Source organism: Streptomyces sp. NPDC023157 (assembly GCF_055560575.1).
Genome location: NZ_JBVHIL010000002.1, coordinates 388652 through 412025, shown reverse-complemented (window position 1 = coordinate 412025; position 23374 = coordinate 388652). Strand labels below are relative to the sequence as shown.

The window sequence follows — 23374 nt, the reverse complement described above, 5'->3', positions numbered from 1 at the left end:
CCTCTCCTCCTCACGGGTGTGACCGGTGGGGTGCCGGCGGGCGCAGCGCCCGGCGGGCGGCGCGGGCGAAGATGCCCGGTCCGTCGCGGGTGAGCACGGACTCGGGGTGGAACTGGAGCGTGGTGAAGTGCGGTCCGCGCAGCGCGTGCACCTCGCCGGTCTCCGGGTCGCGGCTCAGCTCCACCGCGCCGACCCCGTCGACGACGGTCCGGTCGGCCGGGCCGCGCGCGGCGAAGGTGTTGTAGAAGCCGACCCGCTCGCGCCGCCCGAACAGGTCGATCTCCTTCTGCACGCCCTGGTGGGGCACGTCCCTGCGGACCAGCGGAAGGCCGAGCTCCAGGCTGACGACCTGATGGCTCAGGCAGACCGCGAGGAACGGGCGCCGCCCCGCCAGCAGGCCGCGGGACGTGGTCCGGATCGCCTCGATGCGGGGGTGTGCCGCCTCGGCGGGGTCACCGGGGCCGGGCCCGAGGACCACCAGGTCGTACGCGTCGGGCGCGTACTCCTCGTCGTGGCGGCGGACCGACACGACGAGCCCGAGGGCCCGCAGCTGGTGCGCGATCATCGCGGTGAAGGTGTCCTCGGCGTCGACGACGAGGACCGTGCGCCCGGCGAGTCCGGTGCCGGTGGTGCCGTCGGCGGCGTCGGCGGAGTCCGCGCCTTCGGGGCTCCCCTGATCCCGGCCATCCCGGCCATCCCGGCCGCCCCGGCCATCCCGGCCGCCCCGGCCATCCCCGTCGCCCCGTCCGCTCCGCCCGCCCCGGCCGTCCCCGCCGTCCAGCCAGAAGCCGGACAGGTCCGCGTTCCGCCGGGCCAGTGCGGCCCGCACCTCCGGGTGGGTGCCGAAGGGGCCGGGGCCGTCGCCTTCGAGGGCGGCGAGCAGTCCGGCCGCCTTGGCCCGGGTCTCGGCCGCCTCCGCGTCGGGGTCGGAGTGGCGCACCACCGTGGCCCCGACGCCGATGGCGACCCGGCCGGCGGCGTCGATGTCGGCGGTCCGGATCAGGATCGCCGAGTCCAGCTCCCGGCCACCGGACGCGTCGCGCCCGATCAGCGCGACGACCCCGCTGTAATAGCCGCGGCCCCCGCCCTCGTAACGGGCGATCACCCGGCAGGCGTTCTCCAGCGGGGAGCCGGTGACCGTCGGCGCGAACAGGGTCTCGCGCAGGATCTCGCGCACCTCGCGGTCCGTCCGGCCCTCGATGAGGTACTCGGTGTGGGCGAGCCGTGCCATCTCCTTGAGGTACGGGCCGACGACCCGGCCGCCGCCCTCGCAGATCCGCGCCATCATCTTCAGCTCCTCGTCCACCACCATCGACAGCTCGTCGCGTTCCTTCCGGTCGGAGAGGAACTCCATGACCCCGGGCAGGCTCGGCCCCTCGGGCGGATGCCGGTAGGTGCCGCTGATCGGGTTCATGACCGCCGTGCCGTCCCGCAGGGTGACGTGCCGCTCGGGCGAGGCCCCGACGAAGGTGCGGGCCCCGGTGTGCACGAGGAAGGTCCAGTACGCGCCCGACTCCTGTTCGAGCAGGCGCCGGAAGAAGGCGAGCGCGCTGTCCGGGCCGTGCTCGGCGAGCTCCGCGAGGAAGGTGCGCCGCAGCACGAAGTTGGCGCCCGCGCCCTCGCCGATGGCCTCCCGTACGACCCGGCCGACGGTCCGCGCGTACGCCTCGTCGTCCAGGTCGAAGCGGGCGCCGGTGAGCACCGTCGCCTCCCGCGGCAGCCGTGCGAGCGCCTCGCCCAGCGGGACGGTGTCCTGGCCGGTCACCGTCATGGCGATCAGCGGCGCCCCGTCGTCGGCGCAGGCGAAGCCGCGCTCGGTGATCTGCCGGTACGGGACGACGACCAGCGACTCGTGGTGCGCGCCCCGCGCCCGGCCGGGCCGCTCGGGCCGCTCGGGCAGCGGGATCCCGGCGAGCGTGGCGGGCAGCGACACCCGGCCGACCAGGACGTCGAGGACGTCCGGGGAGCCCGCTCCGGGACGGTGCAGCAGCGCGTACGCGGGGGGCCGGGGCCCGGGGCCCAGCAGTGGTGCCAGGGCGTCGGTCATGACAGGACCTCCTCGGTGGTGACGACCATGGCGCAGCGTTCGGCGGCGTACCGCAGGGCGGCGTCGTGGTGTTCCCTGGAGAAGTCGGCGACGGCGTCGGCGACGAGGAACACGCGGATGTCGTGGGTGAACGCCTCGACCGCCGTGGCCAGGACGCCCACGTGGGCGTACACCCCGCACAGGACGAGCTGGTCGCGGCCGGCCTCCCGCAGCCGGGCGAGCAGCCCGGAGCGGAAGAAGGCGCTGTAGCGGCGTTTGACGAGGAGCCAGTCCCCGGCGGCGGGCGCGAGCTCCGCGACCACCTCCCGGTCCTCCGGGGCGGCCCGCATCCCCGGCCCCCAGAAGTCCCGCAGCAGCCCGCGCTCCCGCCGGGTCATCGAACCAGGCTGGGCCGTGTACGCGACGGGCATTCCGTGCGCCGCGCACCGCTCGCGCAGCAGCGCGGCCCGGGCGACGAGCTCCCGGCGCGGGGTGGCCGGGAAGGGGGCGAGGAAGTAGCGCTGCATGTCGTGGACGAGCAGCACCGCGCGGTGCGGATCGAGCCGCCACCGGGCCGTGTTGGCGGGCAGTTCGGCCGCCGACGGCAGCCGGTACGGGGTGATGGGCGGGATGCCGGTCACGGTGCTCCCCTCCAGGCCGAGGCGACGCGGAGCGCCTGCCACGGATTGAGCCGCGGGTCGCAGAAGGTCGTGTAGACCTCGGAGACCCGGTCGAGGCCGTGCCGGTCCGAGGCGCACTCGGTGACCTCGTCCGGAGTGGTCTCCAGATGCAGCCCGGCGGCCACGCCCCCGGCGGACTCGACGGCCCGCTGGAACAGCACGACCTCGCGGCGCACGGTCGGCACCACCCGGGTCTTGGTCCCGTCCCCGGCCTGCACGGTGTTGCCGTGCATCGGGTCGCAGAGCCAGTTCACCGGGTGGCCCGCCGCCCGCACCGCCGCGACCAGCGGCGGCAGCCGGTCGGCGACCAGGCCGGCCCCCATCCGGGCGATCAGCGTGAGCCGTCCGGGCACCCGGCCCGGGTCCAGCCGCTCGCAGAGGGCGAGCAGTTCGGCCGGGGCCAGGTCGGCGTCGACCTTGCACGCCACCGGGTTGCCGACCCGGGCGAGCAGGGCCACGTGGGCGCCGTCGACGTGCCGGGTCCGCTTGCCGATCCACGGCCAGTGCGTGGAGCCGAGATAGAGCCGGCCCTCGTCGTCGTGGCGCAGCAGCGGCACCTCGTAGTCGAGCAGCAGGGCCTCGTGGCTGGTCCACACCGGCGGTTCGAGCCCGCGCGGCGGGTGCGTCCCGCGCCAGCCCAGGTGCTCCATGACGTCCCCGGCGGCGAGATAGCCGAGCAGCAGGCGCAGCGGGTCCGGCCGGCGGCTCTCCTCGTCGGGTTCGGGCCCGTTGACCAAGTGCCCACGGTACGAGGGGAGGCCGAGGTCGCCGACCCGCTCGAAGGGGCTGGAGCGCGGCTTGGCGTACTGGCCGGCGATCCGGCCCACCCGGAGCACCGGCTTGCGGGAGGCGGTGCGCAGCGCCCCGGCGAGCAGGTCGAGCACGGCCACCCGGCGGCCCACGTGGCCCGCCGTCCGCTCCTCCGGGTCCTCGGCGCAGTCGCCGGACTGCACGACCAGCGCCCGGCCCTCGGCGACCCGGGCGAGCAGCGCCCCGAGCGCCCGCAGGTCCTCGGGCCGGACCAGGGCCGGCCGGCCCGCCAGGGCCGCCCGCACCCTCCGGGTCTGCGCCGGGTCGGGCCAGTCGGGCTGCTGTTCGGCGCCCCGCCCGCGTATCTCGTGGAGCAGGTCCTCCACGGTGTGCGTCGGGCTCATGTCGGTATCCCCTCTCGGCGGACCGTGGGCACCGGGATGCCCAGGGCGCGCAGTTGGGCGAACGGGTTCATGAATTCGCGGTTCCGGACGATCCGGCCGTCGGCCAGCTCGAAGGAGTGCAGGAAGTGGTTCTCGTAGAACCCCTCCGGATAGCCGGGGAAGCGGATCCGGCCGTGGCCGTGGCACTCCACCCAGAAGTGGTTCGGGTCCTGCGTCTCGAAGACGCGGACGCCGTACCACTCCCAGTCGGGGAAGCAGCGCAGCGACCAGACGGCGTGCTCGGCGAGCCGGTCGCGGCCCCGGATGGCGATCGGGGCGCCGGTGTCGGTGGTCCACAGGCCGCCGGTGCCGTCCTCGGTGAACAGCTCGTGCCTGCGGAGCCGGTCCTCGCCCCGGGTGGTCATGTACGTCTCGACGGTCTGCCGGTTGCGTCGGCGCAGTGCGCTCGCGTCGGCGAAACCGGACTGCGGTGCGGTGCCGGACATCTCGGGTCCTCCTGGTGCGGATACGGCGTCGATGCGCCTACATTCCGCCGCCCGGCGACCCGGGCGCCCGGGTCGCCGGACCGGCCGTCCCCTCAGCCGCGCACGGGTTCCCGGTCCCGGTCCGGACCGGGACGCGACGGGGCCGCCCGCCTCATGCGCCCGGTCCGCCGGGAAGGGAAGACTGGTTCCTACGGGCGGGGCCGTCGGGGCCGTCGGGCCGCGCGCCCACCGAGCCGTGTGCAGGAGGAGGACGCCATGGGGTCAGTCGTGTCGGGGCGGAGGTGTCCCGTCGGTGCCGAGTCCCGCGTTGCGGGCCCGGACGATCGCCTGCGCCCGGTCGTTGACCTGCAACTTGCTGAAGATGTTCGTGACGTGGTTGCGGACGGTCTTGTCGGAGATGGTCAGCCGCCGGGCGATCTGGCGGTAGTCGAGCCCGCCCGCGAGCAGGTCGAGGACCTCCAGCTCGCGCGGGGTCAGATCCGGGAAGACCTCCCGCCCCGGCGCGGCCGCCAGTGCCCCGAAGAAGGACTGGAGCCGCTCGGCGATCCGTGGCCCGAAGACCGCGCCGCCGCCCGCGACCGTACGGATCGCCCCGATGATCTCCTCCCGCCCGGCCCCCTTCACGAGGTAGCCGCTGGCCCCGGCCCGTACCGCCGCGAGCAGGTTGTCGTCGTCCTCGGACATGCTGAGCACCAGCACATGGGTCTCCGGCCGGTCGCCGAGCAGCCGCCGGGTCACCTCGATGCCCGAGGCGTCCGGCAGCCCGAGATCGAGCACCACCACCTGCGGTGCGGTCCGCGCGCAGAGCGCGACGGCCTCGGCGGCCGACGTCGCCTCGCCCACCACCCGGAAACCGTCCTCGGGAAGCAGCGCCCCGCGCAGCCCGTCCAGGAACATCGGGTGGTCGTCCACCAGCACCACCGTGACCGCGGACGTCTCGGAGCCCTGAGCGCCCTGGGGGCCTTCTGCCGTCATGCCGATTACTATAGGTATGCATATGAACGCATGGAGTGAGAACGCGCCGTCGGGTTCCCACCGGTCGGAGGGCGAGCGCCGGCTGGCCGCCGCCGCGCTGTGCGCCGCGGTCACCCTCGCCCTCGCCGGGCTGTGGATCTGCTACCTCCTCGTCAACCTGGGAGCCCACGGGACCTCCGAGAGCGCCCAGAGCCTGCGCGTCCTCATGTACGGGCTGCCCGCCATCGCCGCCGGCGTCCTCGTCCACGCGCACTGGCCGGGCCGCCCGGTCGGCTGGGTGCTCATCGCGTACGGCATGACGGTCATCCTGCCCGCCGCCCTCGCCGCCCCGATGTGGCTCGGGCACCCCTCCGACGCGCTGCGCGCCGCCGTCCTCGTCTTCGAGGCCCTCGCCAACTGGCTCAAGGTCACCCTCTGGTACACCCTCCCGCTGTGGTTCCCCGACGGCCGGCTGGCCCGCCGCTGGTGGTGGTACGTGGCGGGCGTCGCCGCCTGGGTGGCGCCGCAGGCCTTCGCGTACGCCGCCCAGCCCGAGCGGTTCGGCCTGCCCAACCCCCTGGCCGGCGGCTGGTGGGGGAGCGCCTCGGCCTTCCTCGACGGCCACCTCGGCGTCGCCGAGAACGTCACCCACTTCGTCCTCATCGCCGTCAGCGGCACCGTCATGTTCCTCCGGGTCCGACGCATCGGCTCCGCCCACACCCGCCGGGCGCTCCTCACGCTCCTCGCCTCGTACGTCGTGTGGGGCGTGGCCCAGAGCATCACGTACAACTTCGGCGCCGCCCTGCGCTGGCCCATGTACTGGCTGATGACGGCGGCCTCCGTCGCCCTGTCCGCCTCCGTCGGCTACGTCGTCGTCCGCACCGGCTCCTGGCGGCTCAGCCGCCCGGAACGGCGCATCCTCGCCGGACTGCTCGTGGTCGCCCTGCTCACCGCCGCCGACGTCGCCGTCGTGGCCGCGCTCGTCAGCGGCATGACCCCCAGCCGGTACGCCGACGCCCTCGCCCTGGTCGCCGTCGCCTTCCTCATGGGCGCGGGCCTGCGCCGCACCGTCGCCTGGGCGGTCGGCGTCGTCGACCGGCTCTACTACGGGGACCGGGCCCACCCCTACCAGGTGCTGCACACCCTCGCCGCCCGCATCAGCCACGCCGGCAGCTCCCAGGACATCCCCGCCACCCTCTGCGCCACCGTCGTGGAGACACTGCGCCTGCCCGCCGCCGCGCTCGCCGTCCACACCCGCGCCGGGGCCCGGGTGCTGGCCCGGGTGGGATCGCTCGGCGACCACCCGCACCACTTCGACATGCTCCACCAGGGCACCGTCGTCGGCCGGCTCTCCGTCGGCCTGCGCGAGGGCGAGACCGAGCTCGACGCGCAGGACGGCCTCATCCTCTCCTCCCTCGCCAGCCAGGCCGCGCCCGCCGTCGCCTCCCTGCGGCTCCAGGAGGACCTGCGCAGCAGCCGCGAGCAGATCGTCACCGCACGCGAGGAGGAACGGCGCCGGCTGCGCCGCGACATCCACGACGGCCTCGGCCCGGCCCTCGCCGGACTGCGCCTGCGCGTCGAGAACGCCACCGCCCGGCTGCCCGCCGAGGACACCCTGCGCGAGGCGCTGCGCGCCGTCTCCGACGACCTCGGCATGGCCATCAAGGAGGTCCGTCGCATCACCGACCGGCTCGGCCCGGCGCCCCTCGGCGAACTGGGCCTCGACGGGGCCCTCCGCCAGCTCGCCGCCTCCTTCGACGGCGCCCGGCTGACGGTGGCCGCCGCCTTCGACCCCGACCCGCTGCCGCCGCTCCCCGCCGCCGTGGAGGTGGCCGCCTACCGGATCGCGGCCGAGGCCCTCAACAACGTCGTGCGGCACGCCCGCGCCACCCGGGCCGAGGTCAGGCTGCGGGCCGACGCCGAGGCGCTCACCGTTACCGTCGAGGACGACGGCACCGGCTTCGGCCGGGGCGCCGTCCACCGCGGGGTGGGCCTGCGCTCCATGGCCGAACGCGCCGCGGAGATCGGCGGCCGGTGCACGGTCGAGTCCTTCGTCCACGCGGGCCGCGGCACCCGCGTCCGCGCCGTACTGCCCCGCACGACCGTCGGCACGGCGGAGCCGCCGCTCCCGGTCACGTCTGTGGAGCGGGGGTAGACCGGGAGCCGGGGCTTGTCCGTAGACCGCCGGGGGGCCTGGCGGACACGGCCCGGGGGTGCGTGGCGGATCGGCCCGGAGGGAGGGTCTGGCCGACGCGACGCAGGGGGTGCCTGAAGGACACGGCCCAAAGGGGCCTGGCGCACACGGCCCGGGGGTGCCCGGCGCACACAACGCCCGGTGGCCCGGCGCACGCGACTCCGGAGGCCTCGCGCACGCAGCCCAGGGAGGCCCGGCGGACACCACGCGGGGCGGCGCCCGGCGGGTCCGGCCGGGCGCGGATTCGGCCGCCCCCTCCCCGTCGTGCTTTCCTTGACGGACACCGACCGAAGAAGGCATCGCATCCATGAACAGCTCGGACCGCACGGGAGATCCCTCCGGCCTCGCCGACCTCACCGGCACGCCGCCGCTCCCGGCCGCCGAGAGCTTCGACGCCATGGAGCTGCCCGAGGCGGTCCTGACGACGCTGGCCGCGCAGGGCGTCACCACCCCGTTCCCGATCCAGTCGGCCGCCCTGCCCAGCGCCCTCGCCGGCCGTGACGTCCTGGGCCGTGGGCGCACCGGCTCCGGCAAGACGCTCGCCTTCGGCCTCGCGCTCCTCGCGCGCACCGCGGGCCGCCGGGCCGCCGCGAAGAAGCCGCTGGCGCTGGTGCTCGTGCCCACCCGCGAACTGGCCCAGCAGGTGACCGGGGCGCTCGCGCCGTACGCGCGCGCCCTCGACCTGCGGCTCGCGACCGTCGTCGGCGGCATGCAGGCCGGCCGTCAGGCCCAGGAGCTGAAGGCCGGGGCGGAGGTCCTGATCGCCACCCCCGGGCGCCTCAAGGACCTGATCGAGCGCCGGGACTGCCGGCTCGACGAGGTGGCCGTCACGGTCCTCGACGAGGCCGACCAGATGGCCGACCTGGGATTCCTTCCGCAGGTGACCGAACTGCTCGACCGGGTGCCGTCCGGCGGCCAGCGGATGCTCTTCTCGGCCACCCTGGACCGGGACGTCGAGACCCTGGTCCACCGCTACCTCCAGGACCCGGTGGTCCACGCCGCCGACGCGGCCGCCGCCCCCGTCCCCACGGCCGAGCACCATGTGCTCCGCGTCGACGGCGGCGACAAGTTCGACGTCGCCGGCGAGATCGCCACCCGCGACGGGCGCGTGCTCATGTTCCTGCACACCAAGGCCTCCGTCGACCGCTTCACCCGGCAGCTCGTCGCCGCCGGGGTGCGGGCCGCCGCGCTGCACGGCGACAAGTCCCAGCCCCAGCGCACGGACACCCTGGAGAAGTTCCGGACCGGCGCGGTCACCGTCCTGGTGGCGACCAAGGTCGCCGCACGCGGCCTGCACGTCGACGACCTCGACCTGATCGTCAACGTCGACCCGCCCACCGACCCCAAGGACTACCTCCACCGCGCCGGGCGCACGGCACGGGCCGGAGCCACCGGCAGCGTCGTCACCCTGGTCCTGCCCGACCAGCGCCGCGACCTCGCCCGGCTCCTCACCGACGCGGGCGTCCGCTCCCGCACCACCGACGTGCGCCCCGGCGCGGACGAGCTGCGCAGGATCACCGGCGCCAAGGCCACGGCCGGTACCCCCGGCGGCGGGACGGCCGCCCCCGCCGAGCGCGACCGGCGCGGCGCCGCGTTCCGCGGCATGGGCACCGTCCCCGGGCGGCCCGGACGCACCAAGAACGAGACCCGCAAGACCGCCGACGCCCGGCGCGCGGCCGAGGCCCGCAAGGCCGCCCGCGTGCGCCGGGGCGGCGCGTAACGCACGACGAGGCGCCCGCCGCCTGGAGGGGCGGCGGGCGCCGGGGTCACGGGTCCGCGGTCTGCTGCTCGGACCCTAAGGCTGGCAGCCGGGGCAACCTCGGTCGGTGCACGAGGGCTTGTGGCCGGGTCGAGCGGAGCCGGTGCCCTGCGCGCCGCAGCCCTTCGAACCGAAGAGCACGGCCGTGGCGAGAGCCACGAGGGCAAGCACCGATCCGATGATCTTGCGCTTCATTTTGTTCTCTTCCTGGACTCCGCCGGTGCGGATTCCTGTTCCATGGTCACCTCGGAGGCGTCCCGGGCACATGAGGCCCGTGACTCACTCCCGGCCCCTTCCGTCACAGTGACACCGTCCGCCGCCCGAGCACCGGCAGCTCCGCCGGGCTCTTCGCCCGCACCGGCGGAGGGACCGGACGGCGCACGGCCACCGCGTACTCCTCCCGCCACAGCTCGAACATCGACAGGGCCCAGATCGTCCCCGCCAGCCGCTCCGAGGGGCGGGTGAGCTGGGCGGCGAGCAACCGCTCGACCGCCCGCCAGCTGAGCAGCCCGGAGGCCCGCAGCCGCGCGGGGGACAGCAGCTCCCGCACCAGGTCGGTCAGCGCCCCGCCCGGGACCAGCAGGTCCGAGACCCGCCGCCGGGCGTCGCCCGGGACCCTGACGCCCGCGCCGCCCAGATGGGCCGTGCGGCGCAGCCCGCGCACCGGCAGCAGCTCCTCCCGCTCGAACGCGGTCAGGACCGCCCGCCGCGAGCGGAGCGCCGTCGCCTCGCCGAGCCGCGCGGCCACTGCCTGCGCCGCGTCGCCCCGCTCGGCGAGGTACGCCCGGTAGTCGACGCTGTAGAGCCGGGACCGGCTCTCGGTGCCGACCGGCGCGAGCCCGTCGACGTAGCGGGCGAGCCAGTCCTCGGCGGGGTCGCCCACGGCCGCCGCCACCCGACGCCGCCCGGCGTCGGTGTCGACGGTGAGATCGACGGCGTGATCGGTGGCGGGATCCGTGGGTGGAACGGGCGCATCCGGGCCCGCCGGTCGGTGACCGGCGTACGCGGTGAGCGCGCCCGGGTCGGCCTCGGGCTGGCCGAGCCGCCACAGCAGCGCGGGCAGCAGCGCCGGCAGGTCCCGCGCCCGGCGCCGGTCCAGCGGGTCGGACAGCGGGTCCGACCTGCGGTCCGGCTCCGCGCCCGGCCCTTCGCCCGCCTCGGGCGACGGGGTTCCCGGGCCGCCCGGGACCTCGCCCAGGAGCTCCCGGTCCGGCGACCCCGGCCCCGGGACCCTCGGCGTCCCCTCCGGCTCGCGCCGGAGCAGCCGGGGCGCGTGCCCCCGTTCGCACACGGCGGTCGTGCCCGGCGGGAGCACCCGTACGCCCTCGAACAGCGTGGCCCCGCCCAGCGCCGCACCCGCGGTGAGGTACGCGTCGAGGCCGGGCGTCCACAGTGTGGGCGGGTCCGGGAGCAGCGCGAGCAGCGCCGGGATCTCGGTGGCGAAGGACAGCACCTCGCGGGTGGTGTTCCAGTGGTAGTAGAGCGGGACCGCGCCCGCGGCGTCGGCGGCGAGCACCAGGACCGGGGTCCCGCGCGCGTCGACGACGGCCGCCGCGTACGCGCCCCGGAGGTGCTCGGCGAAGCCGGCCCCGTCCGTCTCGAAGGCGGCGCGCAGCAGCGCCGCGTGGTTCCGTTCGGCGACCGGGCGGCCCCCGGCCTCGATGCGGCTCAGCAGCGGCAGCCGTACGTCGAGGGTGCCGGCGCCGGCGAGGACGGCCGCCACGCCGTCGCGGCTGTCGGCCCGCCCGCCGGCGAGCGCCCAGCCCCGGCCGCGCAGCACCCGGGTGCCGGGCTCCTCGCGGGGGCCCGGTGCGCCGCGCAGGACGTACGGCGCGGTGTCGGTACCGAACTGGCCGAGGATGCGCGCCATGGTGATCACGACTTTCCGTGTGCGGGTGGTGCCGGTCGTTCCCGTCGTCCGGGCCGGGGCCCCGACGACACCCCTACGGTGGGCCGCCCGGCGTCCCGTCCACACGGGACGCGGGCCCGGTCCGGCCCCCATCCGGTTCCCGGGACTCCTCGCGCGTTCTGCCGATCTTCGGCATCCTGGTGGCTTGAAGTCCGCCCCGGGCGGGGCGAGTCGGAGTGTCCAGCGGAGGGGGAGCCGTACCGGATGAGCGCGTCAGCGGAGGCCGAGGGCGGGATACGGAAGCGGCGGCGGCCCAGGGCGAGGACGGTGCTCCTGACCGCCCTCGTGCTGCTGGTGGGGGCGATCCTGCTCACCGCGGGCACCGGGTACTGGGCCTACCAGCACTACACGGGCCGGGTGCAGCGGATCCCGCAGACCTTCCCCACGAACGCGCCGGTTCCGGCCGCCTCCAAGGGAGGCCGGAACTTCCTGCTGATGGGGCTCGACTCCCGCTCGGACGTCCCCACGACCGGCAGCGACGCCAAGGGCTTGCTGTGGAAGTACGGGGACCAGCGCAGCGACGCCATGATGCTGGTGCACATCCCGGCCGACCACTCCGCCGCGTACGTCGTCTCGCTGCCCCGGGACTCCTGGGTCGACATCCCCGGCCGGGGCCGGGCCAAGCTGAACGCGGCCTTCTCCTGGGGCGGCCCGCCGCTCCTCATCGACACCGTGCAGCGCCTGACCGATGTCCGCGTGGACCACTTCGCGGTGATCGACTGGAACGGCTTCCGCAAGCTCACCGACGCGGTGGGCGGCGTCGACATCCTGATGTCCGACGGGGAGCGCCGGCACATGGACGGCGCGCAGGCGCTGGAGTACGTGGGGGAGCGCAAGGGCCTGCCCAACGGCGACTTCGACCGCACCCACCGGCAGCAGAACTACCTGCGCACCGTCCTGGAGAAGGTGATGGCCTCCGCGTCGCTCAAGGACCCGCTGCGGCTCAAGGAGACCCTGGACATCTTCACCGAGACCGTCAGCGTCGACGAGCGCTTCGGCGACGGCGAGATGCGCGAGCTGGTGTGGAACATGCGCGAGGTCCGCGCGGGCGACATGACTTTCATGAACGCGCCGGTGAAGGGGACCGGCATGGTGAAGGGCCAGTCGGTCGTCCACCTCGACCCGGCCCGGGGCGCCGCGCTGTGGAAGGCGTACCAGGACGACACGGTCGGGACCTATGTGGAGACCCATCCCGTCGACCGGCTGCGGCCGGCGACCAACTGAGCCGCCGCCCGGACCGCGAGGCCCGGCCGGCGGCTCCGTCGCCCGGCCCGGTCAGACGGTCTCCGGGAAGTGGCAGGCCACCTCCCTCGGCTCGCCCGCCGCGATGCTCCGCAGCGGGGGAGCCTCCGCCTTGCAGACGGCCTGCGCCTTCGGGCAGCGAGGGTGGAAGGTGCAGCCCGGCGGCGGCGCGGCCGGGCTCGGCGGGTCGCCGAGCAGGGTGATCCGCTCCCGGCTCCGTTCGGCCGCCGGATCCGGCAGCGGTACGGCCGAGAGCAGCGCCCGCGTGTAGGGGTGGGCGGGCGCCCCGTACACCCGGTCCTTGTCGCCGATCTCGACGATCCGCCCGAGGTACATCACGGCGACCCGGTCGCAGACCCGTTTCACCACCGACAGGTCGTGGGCGATGAAGAGGTAGGCGAGGCCCAGTTCGGCCTGGAGCCGTTCCATCAGGTTGACGATCTGCGCCTGCACGGAGACGTCGAGCGCCGACACCGGCTCGTCGGCGACGACCAGCCGGGGGCCGGTCGCGAGGGCGCGGGCGATGCCGATGCGCTGGGCCTGCCCGCCGGAGAACTCGTGCGGGAAGCGGTCGGCGTGCTCGGGGATCAGCCCCACGAGCTCCATCAGCTCCCGCGCCCGGATGCGGGCGTCCGCCGCCGAACTGCCCTGCACCAGCAGGGGATCGGCGATGATCCTGGCCACCGACTGGCGAGGGTTGAGCGAGGAGTGCGGGTCCTGGAAGACCATCTGGATCTCGCGCCGCAGCGGCTTGAGCGCCCGCTGCGAGAGATGGGTGACGTCCTGGCCCGCGTACGTGACGGAGCCCGAGGTCGGTTCCAGGAGCCGCACGATCATGCGGCCGGTGGTCGACTTGCCGCAGCCGGACTCGCCGACCAGGCCCAGGGTCTCGCCCTCGGCCAGGTCGAAGCCGACGCCGTCGACGGCCCGCACCGGCGCCGAACGGCGGCGTCCCGGGAAGGCCATGGTCAGATCGCGCACCCGCAGCAGCGGGGGCGCGGCGTCGTCGGGCGCGGGCGCCGGGTGCGGCAGGGCCGTGTGGGCGGTGGTCATGAGTCGACCCCTTCGTACGGGGAAGGCGCGGGCGCCGACAGCGCCGGGGACGCAGGGGACGCGGGGAGCGCGGGGAAGTGGCAGGCGGTGACGTGTCCTTCGGGACCGTCGAGCCGGGGGCGCTCGCTCGCGCAGCGCTCCCGTTCCGCGTCGGTGCCGGCGGCGGCCCGGGCGCAGCGCGCGGCGAAGGCGCAGCCGGGCGCCGGGTCGAGGAGCGACGGCGGGCTGCCGGGGATCGCCCGCAGCGGTACGTCGTCGGGGTCGTCGAGCCGGGGCAGCGAGTCGAGCAGGCCGCGGGTGTACGGGTGCGCGGGCTCGGCGAACAGGGTGTCCACCGGGGCCTGTTCGGCGGCCCGGCCGCCGTACATCACCAGCACCTCGTGGGCGACCCGGGCCACCACGCCCAGATCGTGGGTGATCATGACGACGGAGAGCCGGCGTTCCTCCTGGAGCCGGGTCAGCAGGTCGAGGATCTGCGCCTGCACGGTGACGTCGAGCGCGGTGGTCGGCTCGTCGGCGATGAGCAGGTCCGGTTCGCAGACCAGGGCCATCGCGATCATCACCCGCTGGCGCATGCCGCCGGAGAACTGGTGCGGGTACTCGCCCACCCGGCGCTTCGGTTCGGGGATGCCGACCTCGGCGAGCGCCTCGACGGCGCGGGCGCGGGCGGTGGACCGCCGGGAGCCGAAGTGCACCCGGTGGTGCTCGGCGATCTGCTCGCCGACGGTGTAGTACGGGTGCAGGCTGGACAGCGGGTCCTGGAAGATCATCGCCATCCGGCGCCCGCGCAGCGTGTTGAGCTCGCGGTCCGGCAGGCCGACGAGCTCGCGCCCGTCGAGCACGACGGAGCCGGACACCTCGGCGCCGGTGTGCAGGCCCATGACGGCGAGCGAGGTCACGGACTTGCCGGAGCCGGACTCGCCGACGATGCCGAGGGTGCGCCCGTGCGGCACGTCGAAGGAGAGGGAGTCCACGGCCCGGACGGGGCCGCGCGGGGTCGGGAAGGTGACCGTGAGGTCGCGGACCCGCAGCAGGGGTTCGGGTGCGGTCATCAGTACCTCACTCGCGGGTCGACGACGGCGTAGAGCAGGTCGACGCAGAGGTTGGCGACGACGATGAAGGTGGCGGCGAGCAGGGTCACCCCGAGGATGACGGGCTGGTCGCCGGTGGTGAGGGCACCGTAGAAGAGGCGTCCGATGCCGGGGAGTCCGAAGAGGGACTCGGTGATGACGGCGCCCGCGAGGAGCCCGCCGAGGTCCATGCCGAAGATGGTGAGGATGGGGGTCATGCCGGCCCGGAGGCCGTGCTTGACGACGACCGTGCGGCGCGGCAGGCCCTTCGCGCGGGCGGTGCGGATGTACGGCTCCGCCATGGACTCGATCATCGAACCGCGGCTCTGCCGGGCGTACATGGCCGCGTAGAGCACGGCCAGCGCCAGCCAGGGCAGCAGCAGGTTGGAGGCCCAGGACAGCGGGTCGCTGGTGAAGGGGACGTACTGCGGGTAGGGCAGCAGTCCGGTGAGCCGGATCATCCCGTAGATGAGCAGCACCGAGGTGAAGTACACCGGCAGGGAGGCGGCGGCGACCGCGCTGATCATGAGCGCCCGGTCGGTGAGGGTGTCCTTGCGGAGCGCGGACGTGACCCCGGCGGACAGGCCGAGGACCAGCCACAGCACGGCGGCGCCGACGGCGAGCGAGGCGGAGACCGGCAGCCGGTCGACGAGCAGGTCCCAGACGGCCTCGCTGTTCTCGTAGGAGTAGCCGAGGCAGGGGAACTCGCAGCGCAGCGCGTACTGGCCGCTGCCCATGGTGCGGCCGGTGAAGATGCCGGTGACGAAGTCGGCGAACTGGCGCCACAGCGGGGCGTCCAGGCCCATGTGGGCGCGGATCGCGTCCAGCCGTTCGTCGCTGCACGCCTTGCCGCAGGCCGCGGCGGCCGGGTCGGAGGGCAGCACGTAGAAGATGACGAAGGTGACGGCGGCGATCGCGAGGAGGACGCCGATCACCCCGAGCAGCCGGCGGCCGAGGTAGAGGATCACGAACGGCCCCCTCGTGGGTCGAGGATGTCGCGCAGGGCGTCGCCGAGGAGGGTGAACGCGAGCACGGTGAGGAAGAGGCAGACGCTGGGAACGAGGAAGTACATCGGGTCGGTGTCGTAGTAGGCGACGCTCTCCGCGATCATCTGTCCCCAGGACGGGGTCGGCGGGCGGACCCCGACGCCGAGGTAGCTGAGGGCGGCCTCGGTCGCGATCATGCCGGGGATCATCAGGGTGGTGTACGCGATGATGGGCCCGGCGACGCCCGGGAGGATGTCGCGGGCGAGGATCCGCAGCGGGCCGGAGCCGCCGACGCGGGCCGCGTCGACGTACTCGCGGTGCTTGAGCGAGAGGGTCTGGCCCCGGACGACCCGGGCCACGCCGGGCCAGCCGAAGACGCCGATGACCAGGATCATCAGGAAGGTGCGGTTGACGTCCCGGGCCACCGACATCATCGCGATCATGAAGATGAGGGAGGGGAAGGACATCGTGAGGTCCATCAGCCGGGACAGCACCGTGTCGGTGCGGCCCCCGAAGTAGCCGGCGGCGATCCCGGCGGCGGTGCCCGCCACCACGACGATCGCGGTGGCGGAGAAGGCGATGAGCAGCGACACCTGGGCGCCGTGCACGACCCGGGCGAACAGGTCGCGTCCGTTGATGGGTTCGACGCCGAGCCAGTGCTCGGCGGAGACCCCGCCGAACGGCCCGATCGGCATGCCGCCGAGGTACGGGTCGACGGCGGACTTGTCGAACTCCTCCGGGCCCCAGCCGCCGAGCGCGCTGATCAGCGGCGCGGCGACGGTCATGAGGGCGAAGAGGCCGATGACGGCGAGGGAGACCTTCAGCGAGATTCGGCGGCGCAGTTCCGCGCGGACCGTCCGCCAGGCCCCGCCGCCCCCGGACACCGGAGGGGAGGTGGTGGTGAGCGTCATGGGAGGGGCGTCCTTCAGTTCGCGCTCTTCGACGGATCCTTGAGACCGACGGTCGCGTAGTCGAGCTGGCCGCTCCAGGAGCTGTGTCCGAAGGCGCCGGCGACGTTGGTGCCGATGAGCAGCGTGCGGCGCTTCGAGGCGCCGGGGGCGACCGGGGCCTTGGCGAGGATCTGCCCGTCGAGCTCCTGCCACGCCTTGTTGGCCTGGGCGCCGTCGGACAGGGCGGCGATCTCGTCCATCCGCTTCATGGTGGCCTCGTCCTTGAAGAGCGAGTGGTTGCCGGAGTTGCCCTTCTCCTTGATGAAGCGCCCGTCGAAGAGGAACGGGAGGAAGGTGGAGCCGGACGGGTAGTCGGGACACCAGCCGGTGTAGATGAGGTCCGTGCGGTTCTTGGTGTCGCCGATGGTGTCGTAGAAGGCCGACGGGTCGACGGTCTCGATGGTCACCTTGATGCCGGCCCGGCCCAGGGACTCCTGGATGGCCTCGCCGATGCGCTTGTCGTTCATGTTGACGGTGAGGCGGGTGGAGAAGCCGTCCGGCTTCCCGGCCTCCTTGAGGAGCTGCTTGGCCTTCTCTGCGTCGCCGGAGAGCGGGATCTTCAGGGTGTCGGGCTGCTTGCCGCCGGTGAACAGGGAGGCGGGCATGGCGGCGGAGGAGGCGTCGACGACGGCCGGGCCGCCGGCGGCGGTGACGATCGCCTCCCGGTCGAGCGCGTACTGCACGGCCTGGCGGACCTTCACATCGTTGAAGGGGGCGCGGCCGGTGTGCATCTGGACCATCTCGGTGCAGCTGCTGGACTCGGCGAGCAGCCGGGCCTTCACGTCGGCCTTGGTGAGCACCTTGGAGATGGACTCGGGGCGGAGCTGGGCCCAGGAGACGGCGGAGGCGTCGGCGCCGGAGGAGGCGACCAGCCGGTCGTCGATCTGGTTGCCCTTGAGGCCCATGGTGACGACGATCCGGTCCGGGTAGGCCTTGCGGACGGCGTCGGACTTCGGGTCCCAGTGGGTGTTGCGGACCAGCACGAGCTGCTTGTCGCGGGCGTAGCTCTCGACCTTGTACGGGCCGGAGGAGAACGGGCGGTTGTCGTACTGGGGGCCCTTGTCCTGAACCTGCGGCACGGGCGCGAAGGTCGGGAGGGTGGCGGCGAAGGGGAACTCGGCGAAGGGCTTGTGGAGTTCGAAGACGATCGTGCGGGCGTCCGGGGTCTTCACCGAGTCCAGGTGCTTGCCCTCGGCCGGGCCCCGGTAGTCCTTGCCGCCGACGAGGTAGCGGGCGGCGTAGTCGGGGCCGCCGGGCAGGTCGGGGGAGAAGGACCGCTCGACGTTGTGCTTGATGTCCTGGGAGGTGATCGGGGTGCCGTCCTCGTACGTCAGGCCGGGCTTGAGGCGGAAGGTCCAGGTCTTGGCCCCGTTGGAGGGCGTGCCGAGGTCCTCGGCGAGGTCGGGGACCAGCTCGCTGCCCTTGGCGCCGGGCTCCGCCTTGTAGGTGACGAGGGTGCGGTAGAGCAGCCGGGTGCCGAAGTCCATGTCGGGCATGACCCAGTTGCGGGCCGGGTCGAGGTGCGTGAAGTCCTGGTTGGACAGCACGGTCAGGGTGCCGCCCTTGACCGGCGTACCGCCCACGATCTGGCCGTTGGTGCCGGTCGCGGGGTTGGCGCCGCGGTGTCCGCTCCCCGCGGTCCCGCCTCCGCCCGCGCCGGAGCATCCGGTCACACCGAGGGTGAGGGCCGCCAGCAGGGCGGCGGCGAGGGCGTTTCGGGTGTGCTTGTCCATCAGGGGTCACTCCGGGTGGAGAAGGCGGACAGCCGTGGGCGGCTGGAATGTGACCCGTAACATAGTAATGTGAAATTGTACTGCGCAAGCCCCTGAACGTCCTGAACACGAGCGGGCCCGCCCCGCTCGCTCCCCCCGGAAGGTTCGCCGCATGACCGTCATCTCCCGCAACCCGGCCGACCCGGCCGACGTCCTCCTCCACCTCCCGGCCCCCGGCGCCTTCGCCGCCGCCGACGCCGTCGAGCGGGCCCGCACCGCCCAGACCGCCTGGCAGCACGCCGGAGCCGCCGCCCGCTCCGCCGCCCTGGGCGCGATCGCCGACGCCGTCGAGGCCGCCGCCGCGGAACTCGCCGAACTCGCCGTACGCGAGGTCGGCAAGCCGCTCGCCGAGGCGCGGGCCGAGGTCGCCCGCACCGCCGCGATCTGGCGCTACTACGCCCAGGCCCCCTACGCGCCCACCGGCGCCGTCCACGACACGGCCGCCGGCCCCGGCCTGCTGCTGACCCGCCGCCGCCCGCACGGCGTGGCCGGACTCATCACCCCCTGGAACTTCCCCTTCGCCATCCCCACCTGGAAGGCGGCCCCCGCCCTCGCGGCCGGCAACGCCGTCGTCCTCAAGCCCGCGCCCCAGGCCACCGCCTGCGCCCAGCGGCTCGCCGAGATCATCGAAAAGGCCCTGCCCGCCGGTGTGTTCACCGTCGTCCCGGGCGGCTCCACCGAGGGCGGCGCACTCGTCTCCGCCGCCGACGTCGTCTCCTTCACCGGCTCGTCCGGCGTGGGCCGCTCCGTCGTCCGCAGCGCCACCGCCCGCGGCATCCCCGTCCAGGCCGAGATGGGCGGACTGAACGCGGCGATCGTCCTCCCCGACGCCGACTTCGGGCTCGCAGCCGCCCACATCGCGGCCGCCATCGCCGGCTACGCGGGCCAGAAGTGCACCGCCACCAGCCGGGTCATCGCCGTCGGCACCGCCCTCGGGCCGCTCCGCGAGGCGCTCACCGAGGCGCTGCGGGCCGTCCCCGTCGGCGACCCGGCCGCCGAAGGCACCGTGTGCGGCCCGCTCATCGACGAGTCCGCCCGGGCCGCCGTCACCGCCTCCTGGCGCGACCTGCCCGTCCTCGCCGGCGGCAGCGTGCCCGACGCCCCCGGCTGGTACGCGGCCCCGACCCTCGTCGAGAAGGTCGCCCCCGGCCACCGGCTGCTCCGCGAGGAGGTCTTCGGCCCCATCGCCGCCCTGCTCACGGCGAGCGACCTCGACCACGCCGTACGCCTCAGCAACGCGGCCCGCTACGGCCTCGTCTCCTCCGTCCACACCGCCGACCTGGGCGCGGCCCTGCACGGCCTGGACCAACTCGACACCGGCATGGTCCGGATCAACGCCCCCTCCACGGGCGTCGACTTCCACCTGCCCTTCGGCGGCTCCAAGGCCTCCAGCTTCGGCCCGCGCGAACAGGGCGAGGCCGCCCTCGGGTTCTACACGTCCTCCCGCACCTACACCCTGGCGCCCGCACGGGCCCTGTGAACCGGTCGCCCGCCACGTCCCCCGCCACGGGAAAGGAACCCATGCACCCCGCGTACGCGACCACCGACCACGTCTTCGAGGTCCCGCTCGACCACGATGCCCCCGACGGCCCCACCCTCCAGGTCTTCGCCCGCGAGGTCGTCGATCCCGCACGGGCCGCCGAGCCGCTGCCCTGGCTGCTCTACCTCCAGGGCGGACCCGGCGGCAAGTCGCCCCGCCCGACCTTCGGTTCGCCCGGCTGGCTCGACCAGGCGCTGAAGACCCACCGCGTCCTCCTGCTCGACCAGCGCGGCACCGGCCGCTCCACCCCCGTCACCGCCCGCACCGCCGCCCGCACCGCCTCCCCGGAGCAACTCGCCGGGTACCTCGCCCACTTCCGCGCCGACGCCATCGTCCGCGACGCCGAACTGATCCGCCGCCACCTCTGCGGCGACACCCCCTGGGACACGCTCGGCCAGAGCTACGGCGGCTTCATCACCCTCACGTACCTCTCCCTCGCACCCCAGGGCCTGCGCTCCTGTCACGTCACCGGCGGCCTGCCCGGTCTCACCGCCACCGCCCACGACGTCTACGCCCACACCTCCCCGCGCGTGCGCGACCGCGTCCTCGACCTGTACGCCCGCTACCCCGAGGACGCCGACCGGCTCCGCGAGATCGCCGGCCTCCTCACCGCCACCGACGTGCGGCTGCCCGGCGGCGACCGCCTCACCGTCCCGCGACTGCGCAGCCTCGGCCTCGCCCTCGGCATGGGCGACGGCTTCGAACGGCTCCACTGGCTGCTCGACGAGGCCCTCGACGACACCGGCGACGGCGGCCTCACCGACACGTTCCTCCACCAGGTCGAGGCCCTCACCGGCTTCACCGACAACCCGCTCTTCGCGGTCCTGCACGAGTCGATCTACGCCCAGGGCGCCGGGCCCACCGCCTGGGCGGCCGACCGGGCGCTCGCCGGCCTCCCCGAGTTCGCCGAGGACGCGAAGCCGCTGCTCCTCACCGGGGAGTCCATCCACCCCTGGATGTTCGAGGAGATCCGCGGCCTGCGCCCGTTCGCCGAGGCCGCCGAACTGCTCGCCCGGCGCACCGACTGGCCCCCGCTCTACGACCTCGCCCGGCTCGCCGCCAACGAGATCCCGCTGGCCGCCGTGGTCTACCACGACGACATGTACGTGGACGCCGGCATCTCGCTCGCCACGGTCCGCGCGATCGGCGCCGCCCGCGCCTGGGTCACCAACGAATGGGAGCACGACGGCGTCAGCGCCTCCGGCGGCCGGGTCCTGGCCCGGCTGATGGACATGACGGCCGGGCGCGCGTAAGGCGTGCGGCGCCGCCGCGGCCGGGGTCGAATGGGGAGGGCGGCACCCGACCCGGCACCGGCACGGCGAAAGGCACGACATGACGGAACTCATCGCGGTCACCGGAGCGACCGGACGGATCGGCCGGCGCCTGACCCGGCGCCTCGCCGAGGCGGGCGCCCCGGTGCGGGCGCTCGGGCGCGACCCGGAGAAGCTGGCGGCGCTGCCGGTCGCCGACACCCGGACGGCCTCGTACGACGACGCCGGCGCGATGCGCGCGGCGCTCGCCGGCGCGGCCACCCTGTTCCTCGTCTCCGCCCACGAGGGGCCCGGCCGGGTCAGGACCCACGCCACCGCCGTGGACGCGGCCGTCGCCGCCGGGGTACGCCGGGTGGTCTACCTCTCGTACCTCGGCGCCGCGCCGCACGCCACCTTCACGTACGCCCGCGACCACTGGTACACCGAGCAGCACATCCTCTCCACCGGCGTCCGTCACACCTTCCTGCGCGACAGCGCCTACCAGGCCGACCTCGCCGCGATGACCGGGGCCGACGGCATCCTGCGGGGCCCCGCCGACGACGGCCGGGTCGCCGCCGTCACGCACGACGACATCGCCGACGCGGCCACGGCGGTGCTCCTCGGCGGGGACGCCCACGACAGCGCCACTTACGACATGACCGGCCCCGAGGCGCTCTCCTTCGCCGAGATCGCCGCGACCCTGGCCCGGGCCGCCGGCCGCCCTGTCCGCTACGTCCCCGAGACCCGCGACGAGGCCCTCGCCTCCCGGGCCGGCTACGGGGCGCCCGACTGGGAGGTGGAGGGCTGGGTCACCTCGTACGAGGCGGTCGCCACCGGCGAGATGGACACGGTCTCGGACGCCGTCCGCACCCTGACCGGACACCCGCCCCAGTCCTTCGCGGAGTTCCTGGCGGCGAACCCGCGCGTCTACCGTCACCTGACCGGCTGACCACCCGATTCGTTCATACATTCGATTACTGGTCTATCCTTGACCCATGACCGGCCTCCAGGGATCCCTCTTCGACCAGGGCGACGTCATCGGGCTCGGCCCGCTCGACGGCCTCCGGCGGACCGTGCTCGGCGACGGGGCCTGGATCGACCACCTGCCCGGCTGGCTCCACGGCGCCGACGCGCTCTTCGAGGAGCTCGCCGGGCGCGTGCCGTGGCAGGCTGAGGAGCGGGCCATGTACGACCACGTCGTCGCCGTGCCCCGGCTCCTCGCGTACTACCGCGAGGGCGCCGAGCTCCCGCACCCGGTCCTCGTCGAGGCCCGCGACGGCCTCGGCGCCCACTACGCGTCCGAACTCGGCGAACCCTTCGTCACCGCCGGCCTCTGCCTCTACCGCGACGGACGCGACAGCGTCGCCTGGCACGGCGACCGCACCGGCCGCTCCGCCACCCACGACACGATGGTCGCGATCCTCTCCCTGGGAGACCCCCGCGACCTCGCGCTGCGCCCGCGCGGCGGCGGCCCGACGGCGCTCCGGCTGCCCCTCGGCCACGGCGACCTCGTGGTGATGGGCGGCTCCTGCCAGCGGACCTGGGAACACGCGGTCCCCAAGACGACCCGCGCCGTCGGCCCCCGCGTCAGCGTCCAGTTCCGTACGAGGGGCGTGCGCTGACGGCCCGGCGCCGGGTGCCTACAGGGTGAGCGCGTCCTCGGAGTTGTCCATCCAGGCCGTCACCGAGTTCTTGTCGGGGGAGACGTACAGGCCGGGCGTCGAGGCTTTGAGGGGCTTCTGCGTCAGGTCGGAATCCGTCTCCATGGTCATCGCGATCGAGCCGACCGTCGAACCCTTGCCCACGTGCGGACCGCCCATGAGACCCGCGTACGCGGACATGCCGGGCTCCAGGCGGATCGATTCCTCCAGGGACGGGGCCGTGCCCCGCCGCACGGCCGCCCCGTCCAGGGTCCCGAAGGTCACGACCGGGTGGCCGAGGACCCGGCACGGCTTGGCGGTCTTGTTGGTGATCTTCAGCAGGTAGCTGCCGGTCGTCGGCTCGGCCAGGCTCGCCGAGAACGTCACGTCGAACGTGCTGCACGGGAAGACGTCGTAGTCCGGGTCGGTCGTCGGCTTCGGCTTCGCGGGCTTCGCCGTCGGCGCGGCGGTCTTGGCGGGAGCCGCCGTCTTCGTCGGCGCGGCGCTGGCCGTCGGCGCCCCGCTCGCCGTGGGCGCCCCGGTCGTCGTGGGGGTCGCGGGCGCCGTGGACGTCGTCGGGCGCGCACCCGCGGCGTCGTCCCCGGAAGGCCCGCAGGCCGTCAGGACGAGCGCGGCGGAGACGGCGGCGGCGACGAGGGTGGCTCTGCGGATCGTGCTCATGGTGTTCTGCCCCCGAGGTGAGAAAGCGC

The 23374-nt window shown here is 74.5% G+C and carries 19 protein-coding genes; 7 read left to right on the top strand and 12 right to left on the bottom strand.

What is annotated here, in order from left to right; genetic code table 11:
- Positions 1-10 precede the first annotated feature (10 nt).
- The 5 genes from ACZ3ZE_RS07490 to ACZ3ZE_RS07470 form a co-directional block, all read right to left on the bottom strand.
- The gene (locus ACZ3ZE_RS07490; RefSeq protein ID WP_467257893.1) at positions 11-2047 is read right to left on the bottom strand and encodes an anthranilate synthase family protein; all 2037 of its coding nucleotides are present in this window, start codon (positions 2045-2047) and stop codon (positions 11-13) included.
- The gene (locus tag ACZ3ZE_RS07485) at positions 2044-2667 is read right to left on the bottom strand and encodes an isochorismatase family protein (RefSeq protein ID WP_442305229.1); all 624 of its coding nucleotides are present in this window, start codon (positions 2665-2667) and stop codon (positions 2044-2046) included. Before ACZ3ZE_RS07485 ends, ACZ3ZE_RS07490 begins: the two co-directional genes overlap by 4 nt.
- Complete coding sequence (locus ACZ3ZE_RS07480; protein ID WP_467258544.1) at positions 2664-3842, bottom strand: 3-deoxy-7-phosphoheptulonate synthase; 1179 nt, start codon at positions 3840-3842, stop codon at positions 2664-2666. The genes ACZ3ZE_RS07485 and ACZ3ZE_RS07480 overlap by 4 nt, the downstream gene beginning before the upstream one ends.
- A 14-nt stretch (positions 3843-3856) precedes the next feature.
- Positions 3857-4345, bottom strand: a complete 489-nt coding sequence (locus ACZ3ZE_RS07475) for a PhzA/PhzB family protein (protein WP_361170393.1) — start codon at positions 4343-4345, stop codon at positions 3857-3859.
- Between the two features lie 261 nt (positions 4346-4606).
- Complete coding sequence (locus ACZ3ZE_RS07470) at positions 4607-5320, bottom strand: response regulator transcription factor (protein WP_361170396.1); 714 nt, start codon at positions 5318-5320, stop codon at positions 4607-4609.
- 22 nt (positions 5321-5342) lie between these two features.
- Here ACZ3ZE_RS07470 and ACZ3ZE_RS07465 point away from each other — a divergent pair, with 22 nt between their 5' ends.
- Positions 5343-7454: an ATP-binding protein gene (locus tag ACZ3ZE_RS07465; protein ID WP_467257890.1), complete on the top strand. Its 2112-nt coding sequence runs from the start codon at positions 5343-5345 to the stop codon at positions 7452-7454.
- A gap of 346 nt (positions 7455-7800) precedes the next feature.
- The gene (locus ACZ3ZE_RS07460; RefSeq protein WP_467257887.1) at positions 7801-9213 is read left to right on the top strand and encodes a DEAD/DEAH box helicase; all 1413 of its coding nucleotides are present in this window, start codon (positions 7801-7803) and stop codon (positions 9211-9213) included.
- Positions 9214-9550: 337 nt separating this feature from the next.
- On the opposite strand, the gene ACZ3ZE_RS07455 is transcribed toward ACZ3ZE_RS07460, so the two are convergent.
- Positions 9551-11122: a hypothetical protein gene (locus ACZ3ZE_RS07455; protein WP_361624525.1), complete on the bottom strand. Its 1572-nt coding sequence runs from the start codon at positions 11120-11122 to the stop codon at positions 9551-9553.
- Between the two features lie 243 nt (positions 11123-11365).
- Between ACZ3ZE_RS07455 and ACZ3ZE_RS07450 the strand changes: the two genes are divergently transcribed.
- Entirely contained in the window at positions 11366-12385 is a 1020-nt protein-coding gene (locus tag ACZ3ZE_RS07450) for an LCP family protein (RefSeq protein WP_467257885.1), read from the top strand.
- A gap of 51 nt (positions 12386-12436) precedes the next feature.
- On the opposite strand, the gene ACZ3ZE_RS07445 is transcribed toward ACZ3ZE_RS07450, so the two are convergent.
- From ACZ3ZE_RS07445 to ACZ3ZE_RS07425, 5 genes are read right to left on the bottom strand one after another with little or no spacing between them, the layout of a single operon-like run.
- Entirely contained in the window at positions 12437-13456 is a 1020-nt protein-coding gene (locus ACZ3ZE_RS07445; RefSeq protein WP_361624371.1) for an ABC transporter ATP-binding protein, read from the bottom strand.
- Positions 13453-14508 (bottom strand): ABC transporter ATP-binding protein, encoded by a 1056-nt coding sequence (locus ACZ3ZE_RS07440; RefSeq protein WP_467257882.1) that lies wholly within the window; start codon positions 14506-14508, stop codon positions 13453-13455. The genes ACZ3ZE_RS07445 and ACZ3ZE_RS07440 overlap by 4 nt, the downstream gene beginning before the upstream one ends.
- Entirely contained in the window at positions 14508-15494 is a 987-nt protein-coding gene (locus ACZ3ZE_RS07435; protein WP_361624365.1) for an ABC transporter permease, read from the bottom strand. Before ACZ3ZE_RS07435 ends, ACZ3ZE_RS07440 begins: the two co-directional genes overlap by 1 nt.
- Complete coding sequence (locus ACZ3ZE_RS07430; protein WP_361170417.1) at positions 15491-16423, bottom strand: ABC transporter permease; 933 nt, start codon at positions 16421-16423, stop codon at positions 15491-15493. Before ACZ3ZE_RS07430 ends, ACZ3ZE_RS07435 begins: the two co-directional genes overlap by 4 nt.
- Positions 16424-16437: 14 nt before the next feature.
- Positions 16438-18195 carry an ABC transporter substrate-binding protein gene (locus tag ACZ3ZE_RS07425; protein WP_361170420.1) on the bottom strand — a complete coding sequence of 586 codons (1758 nt, stop codon included), beginning with the start codon at positions 18193-18195 and terminating at the stop codon, positions 16438-16440.
- Between the two features lie 151 nt (positions 18196-18346).
- Between ACZ3ZE_RS07425 and ACZ3ZE_RS07420 the strand changes: the two genes are divergently transcribed.
- The 4 genes from ACZ3ZE_RS07420 to ACZ3ZE_RS07405 all read left to right on the top strand — a co-directional run bounded on the left by ACZ3ZE_RS07420 (position 18347) and on the right by ACZ3ZE_RS07405 (position 22646).
- A complete protein-coding gene (locus ACZ3ZE_RS07420) occupies positions 18347-19714 on the top strand; it encodes an aldehyde dehydrogenase family protein (protein ID WP_361170423.1) in 1368 nt (455 codons plus the stop codon).
- A 41-nt stretch (positions 19715-19755) separates the two neighbouring features.
- Positions 19756-21027 (top strand): alpha/beta fold hydrolase, encoded by a 1272-nt coding sequence (locus tag ACZ3ZE_RS07415; protein WP_467257879.1) that lies wholly within the window; start codon positions 19756-19758, stop codon positions 21025-21027.
- A 79-nt stretch (positions 21028-21106) separates the two neighbouring features.
- The gene (locus ACZ3ZE_RS07410) at positions 21107-21973 is read left to right on the top strand and encodes an NmrA family NAD(P)-binding protein (RefSeq protein ID WP_467257876.1); all 867 of its coding nucleotides are present in this window, start codon (positions 21107-21109) and stop codon (positions 21971-21973) included.
- 46 nt (positions 21974-22019) lie between these two features.
- A complete protein-coding gene (locus ACZ3ZE_RS07405) occupies positions 22020-22646 on the top strand; it encodes an alpha-ketoglutarate-dependent dioxygenase AlkB (RefSeq protein WP_361170432.1) in 627 nt (208 codons plus the stop codon).
- A gap of 18 nt (positions 22647-22664) precedes the next feature.
- On the opposite strand, the gene ACZ3ZE_RS07400 is transcribed toward ACZ3ZE_RS07405, so the two are convergent.
- Positions 22665-23345 (bottom strand): DUF4232 domain-containing protein, encoded by a 681-nt coding sequence (locus ACZ3ZE_RS07400; RefSeq protein WP_467257873.1) that lies wholly within the window; start codon positions 23343-23345, stop codon positions 22665-22667.
- Positions 23346-23374: the final 29 nt, after the last annotated feature.

Bases quoted from the DNA above. Each gene is read 5' to 3' on its own strand.
- ACZ3ZE_RS07460 (WP_467257887.1), top strand. From the start codon at position 7,801: ATGAACAGCTCGGACCGCACGGGAGATCCCTCCGGCCTCGCCGACCTC.
- ACZ3ZE_RS07465 (WP_467257890.1), top strand. From the start codon at position 5,343: ATGAACGCATGGAGTGAGAACGCGCCGTCGGGTTCCCACCGGTCGGAG.
- ACZ3ZE_RS07420 (WP_361170423.1), top strand. From the start codon at position 18,347: ATGACCGTCATCTCCCGCAACCCGGCCGACCCGGCCGACGTCCTCCTC.
- ACZ3ZE_RS07440 (WP_467257882.1), bottom strand. From the start codon at position 14,508: ATGACCGCACCCGAACCCCTGCTGCGGGTCCGCGACCTCACGGTCACC.
- ACZ3ZE_RS07400 (WP_467257873.1), bottom strand. From the start codon at position 23,345: ATGAGCACGATCCGCAGAGCCACCCTCGTCGCCGCCGCCGTCTCCGCC.
- ACZ3ZE_RS07450 (WP_467257885.1), top strand. From the start codon at position 11,366: ATGAGCGCGTCAGCGGAGGCCGAGGGCGGGATACGGAAGCGGCGGCGG.
- ACZ3ZE_RS07430 (WP_361170417.1), bottom strand. From the start codon at position 16,423: ATGACGCTCACCACCACCTCCCCTCCGGTGTCCGGGGGCGGCGGGGCC.
- ACZ3ZE_RS07455 (WP_361624525.1), bottom strand. From the start codon at position 11,122: ATGGCGCGCATCCTCGGCCAGTTCGGTACCGACACCGCGCCGTACGTC.
- ACZ3ZE_RS07415 (WP_467257879.1), top strand. From the start codon at position 19,756: ATGCACCCCGCGTACGCGACCACCGACCACGTCTTCGAGGTCCCGCTC.
- ACZ3ZE_RS07405 (WP_361170432.1), top strand. From the start codon at position 22,020: ATGACCGGCCTCCAGGGATCCCTCTTCGACCAGGGCGACGTCATCGGG.
- ACZ3ZE_RS07475 (WP_361170393.1), bottom strand. From the start codon at position 4,345: ATGTCCGGCACCGCACCGCAGTCCGGTTTCGCCGACGCGAGCGCACTG.
- ACZ3ZE_RS07470 (WP_361170396.1), bottom strand. From the start codon at position 5,320: ATGACGGCAGAAGGCCCCCAGGGCGCTCAGGGCTCCGAGACGTCCGCG.
- ACZ3ZE_RS07425 (WP_361170420.1), bottom strand. From the start codon at position 18,195: ATGGACAAGCACACCCGAAACGCCCTCGCCGCCGCCCTGCTGGCGGCC.
- ACZ3ZE_RS07445 (WP_361624371.1), bottom strand. From the start codon at position 13,456: ATGACCACCGCCCACACGGCCCTGCCGCACCCGGCGCCCGCGCCCGAC.
- ACZ3ZE_RS07410 (WP_467257876.1), top strand. From the start codon at position 21,107: ATGACGGAACTCATCGCGGTCACCGGAGCGACCGGACGGATCGGCCGG.
- ACZ3ZE_RS07490 (WP_467257893.1), bottom strand. From the start codon at position 2,047: ATGACCGACGCCCTGGCACCACTGCTGGGCCCCGGGCCCCGGCCCCCC.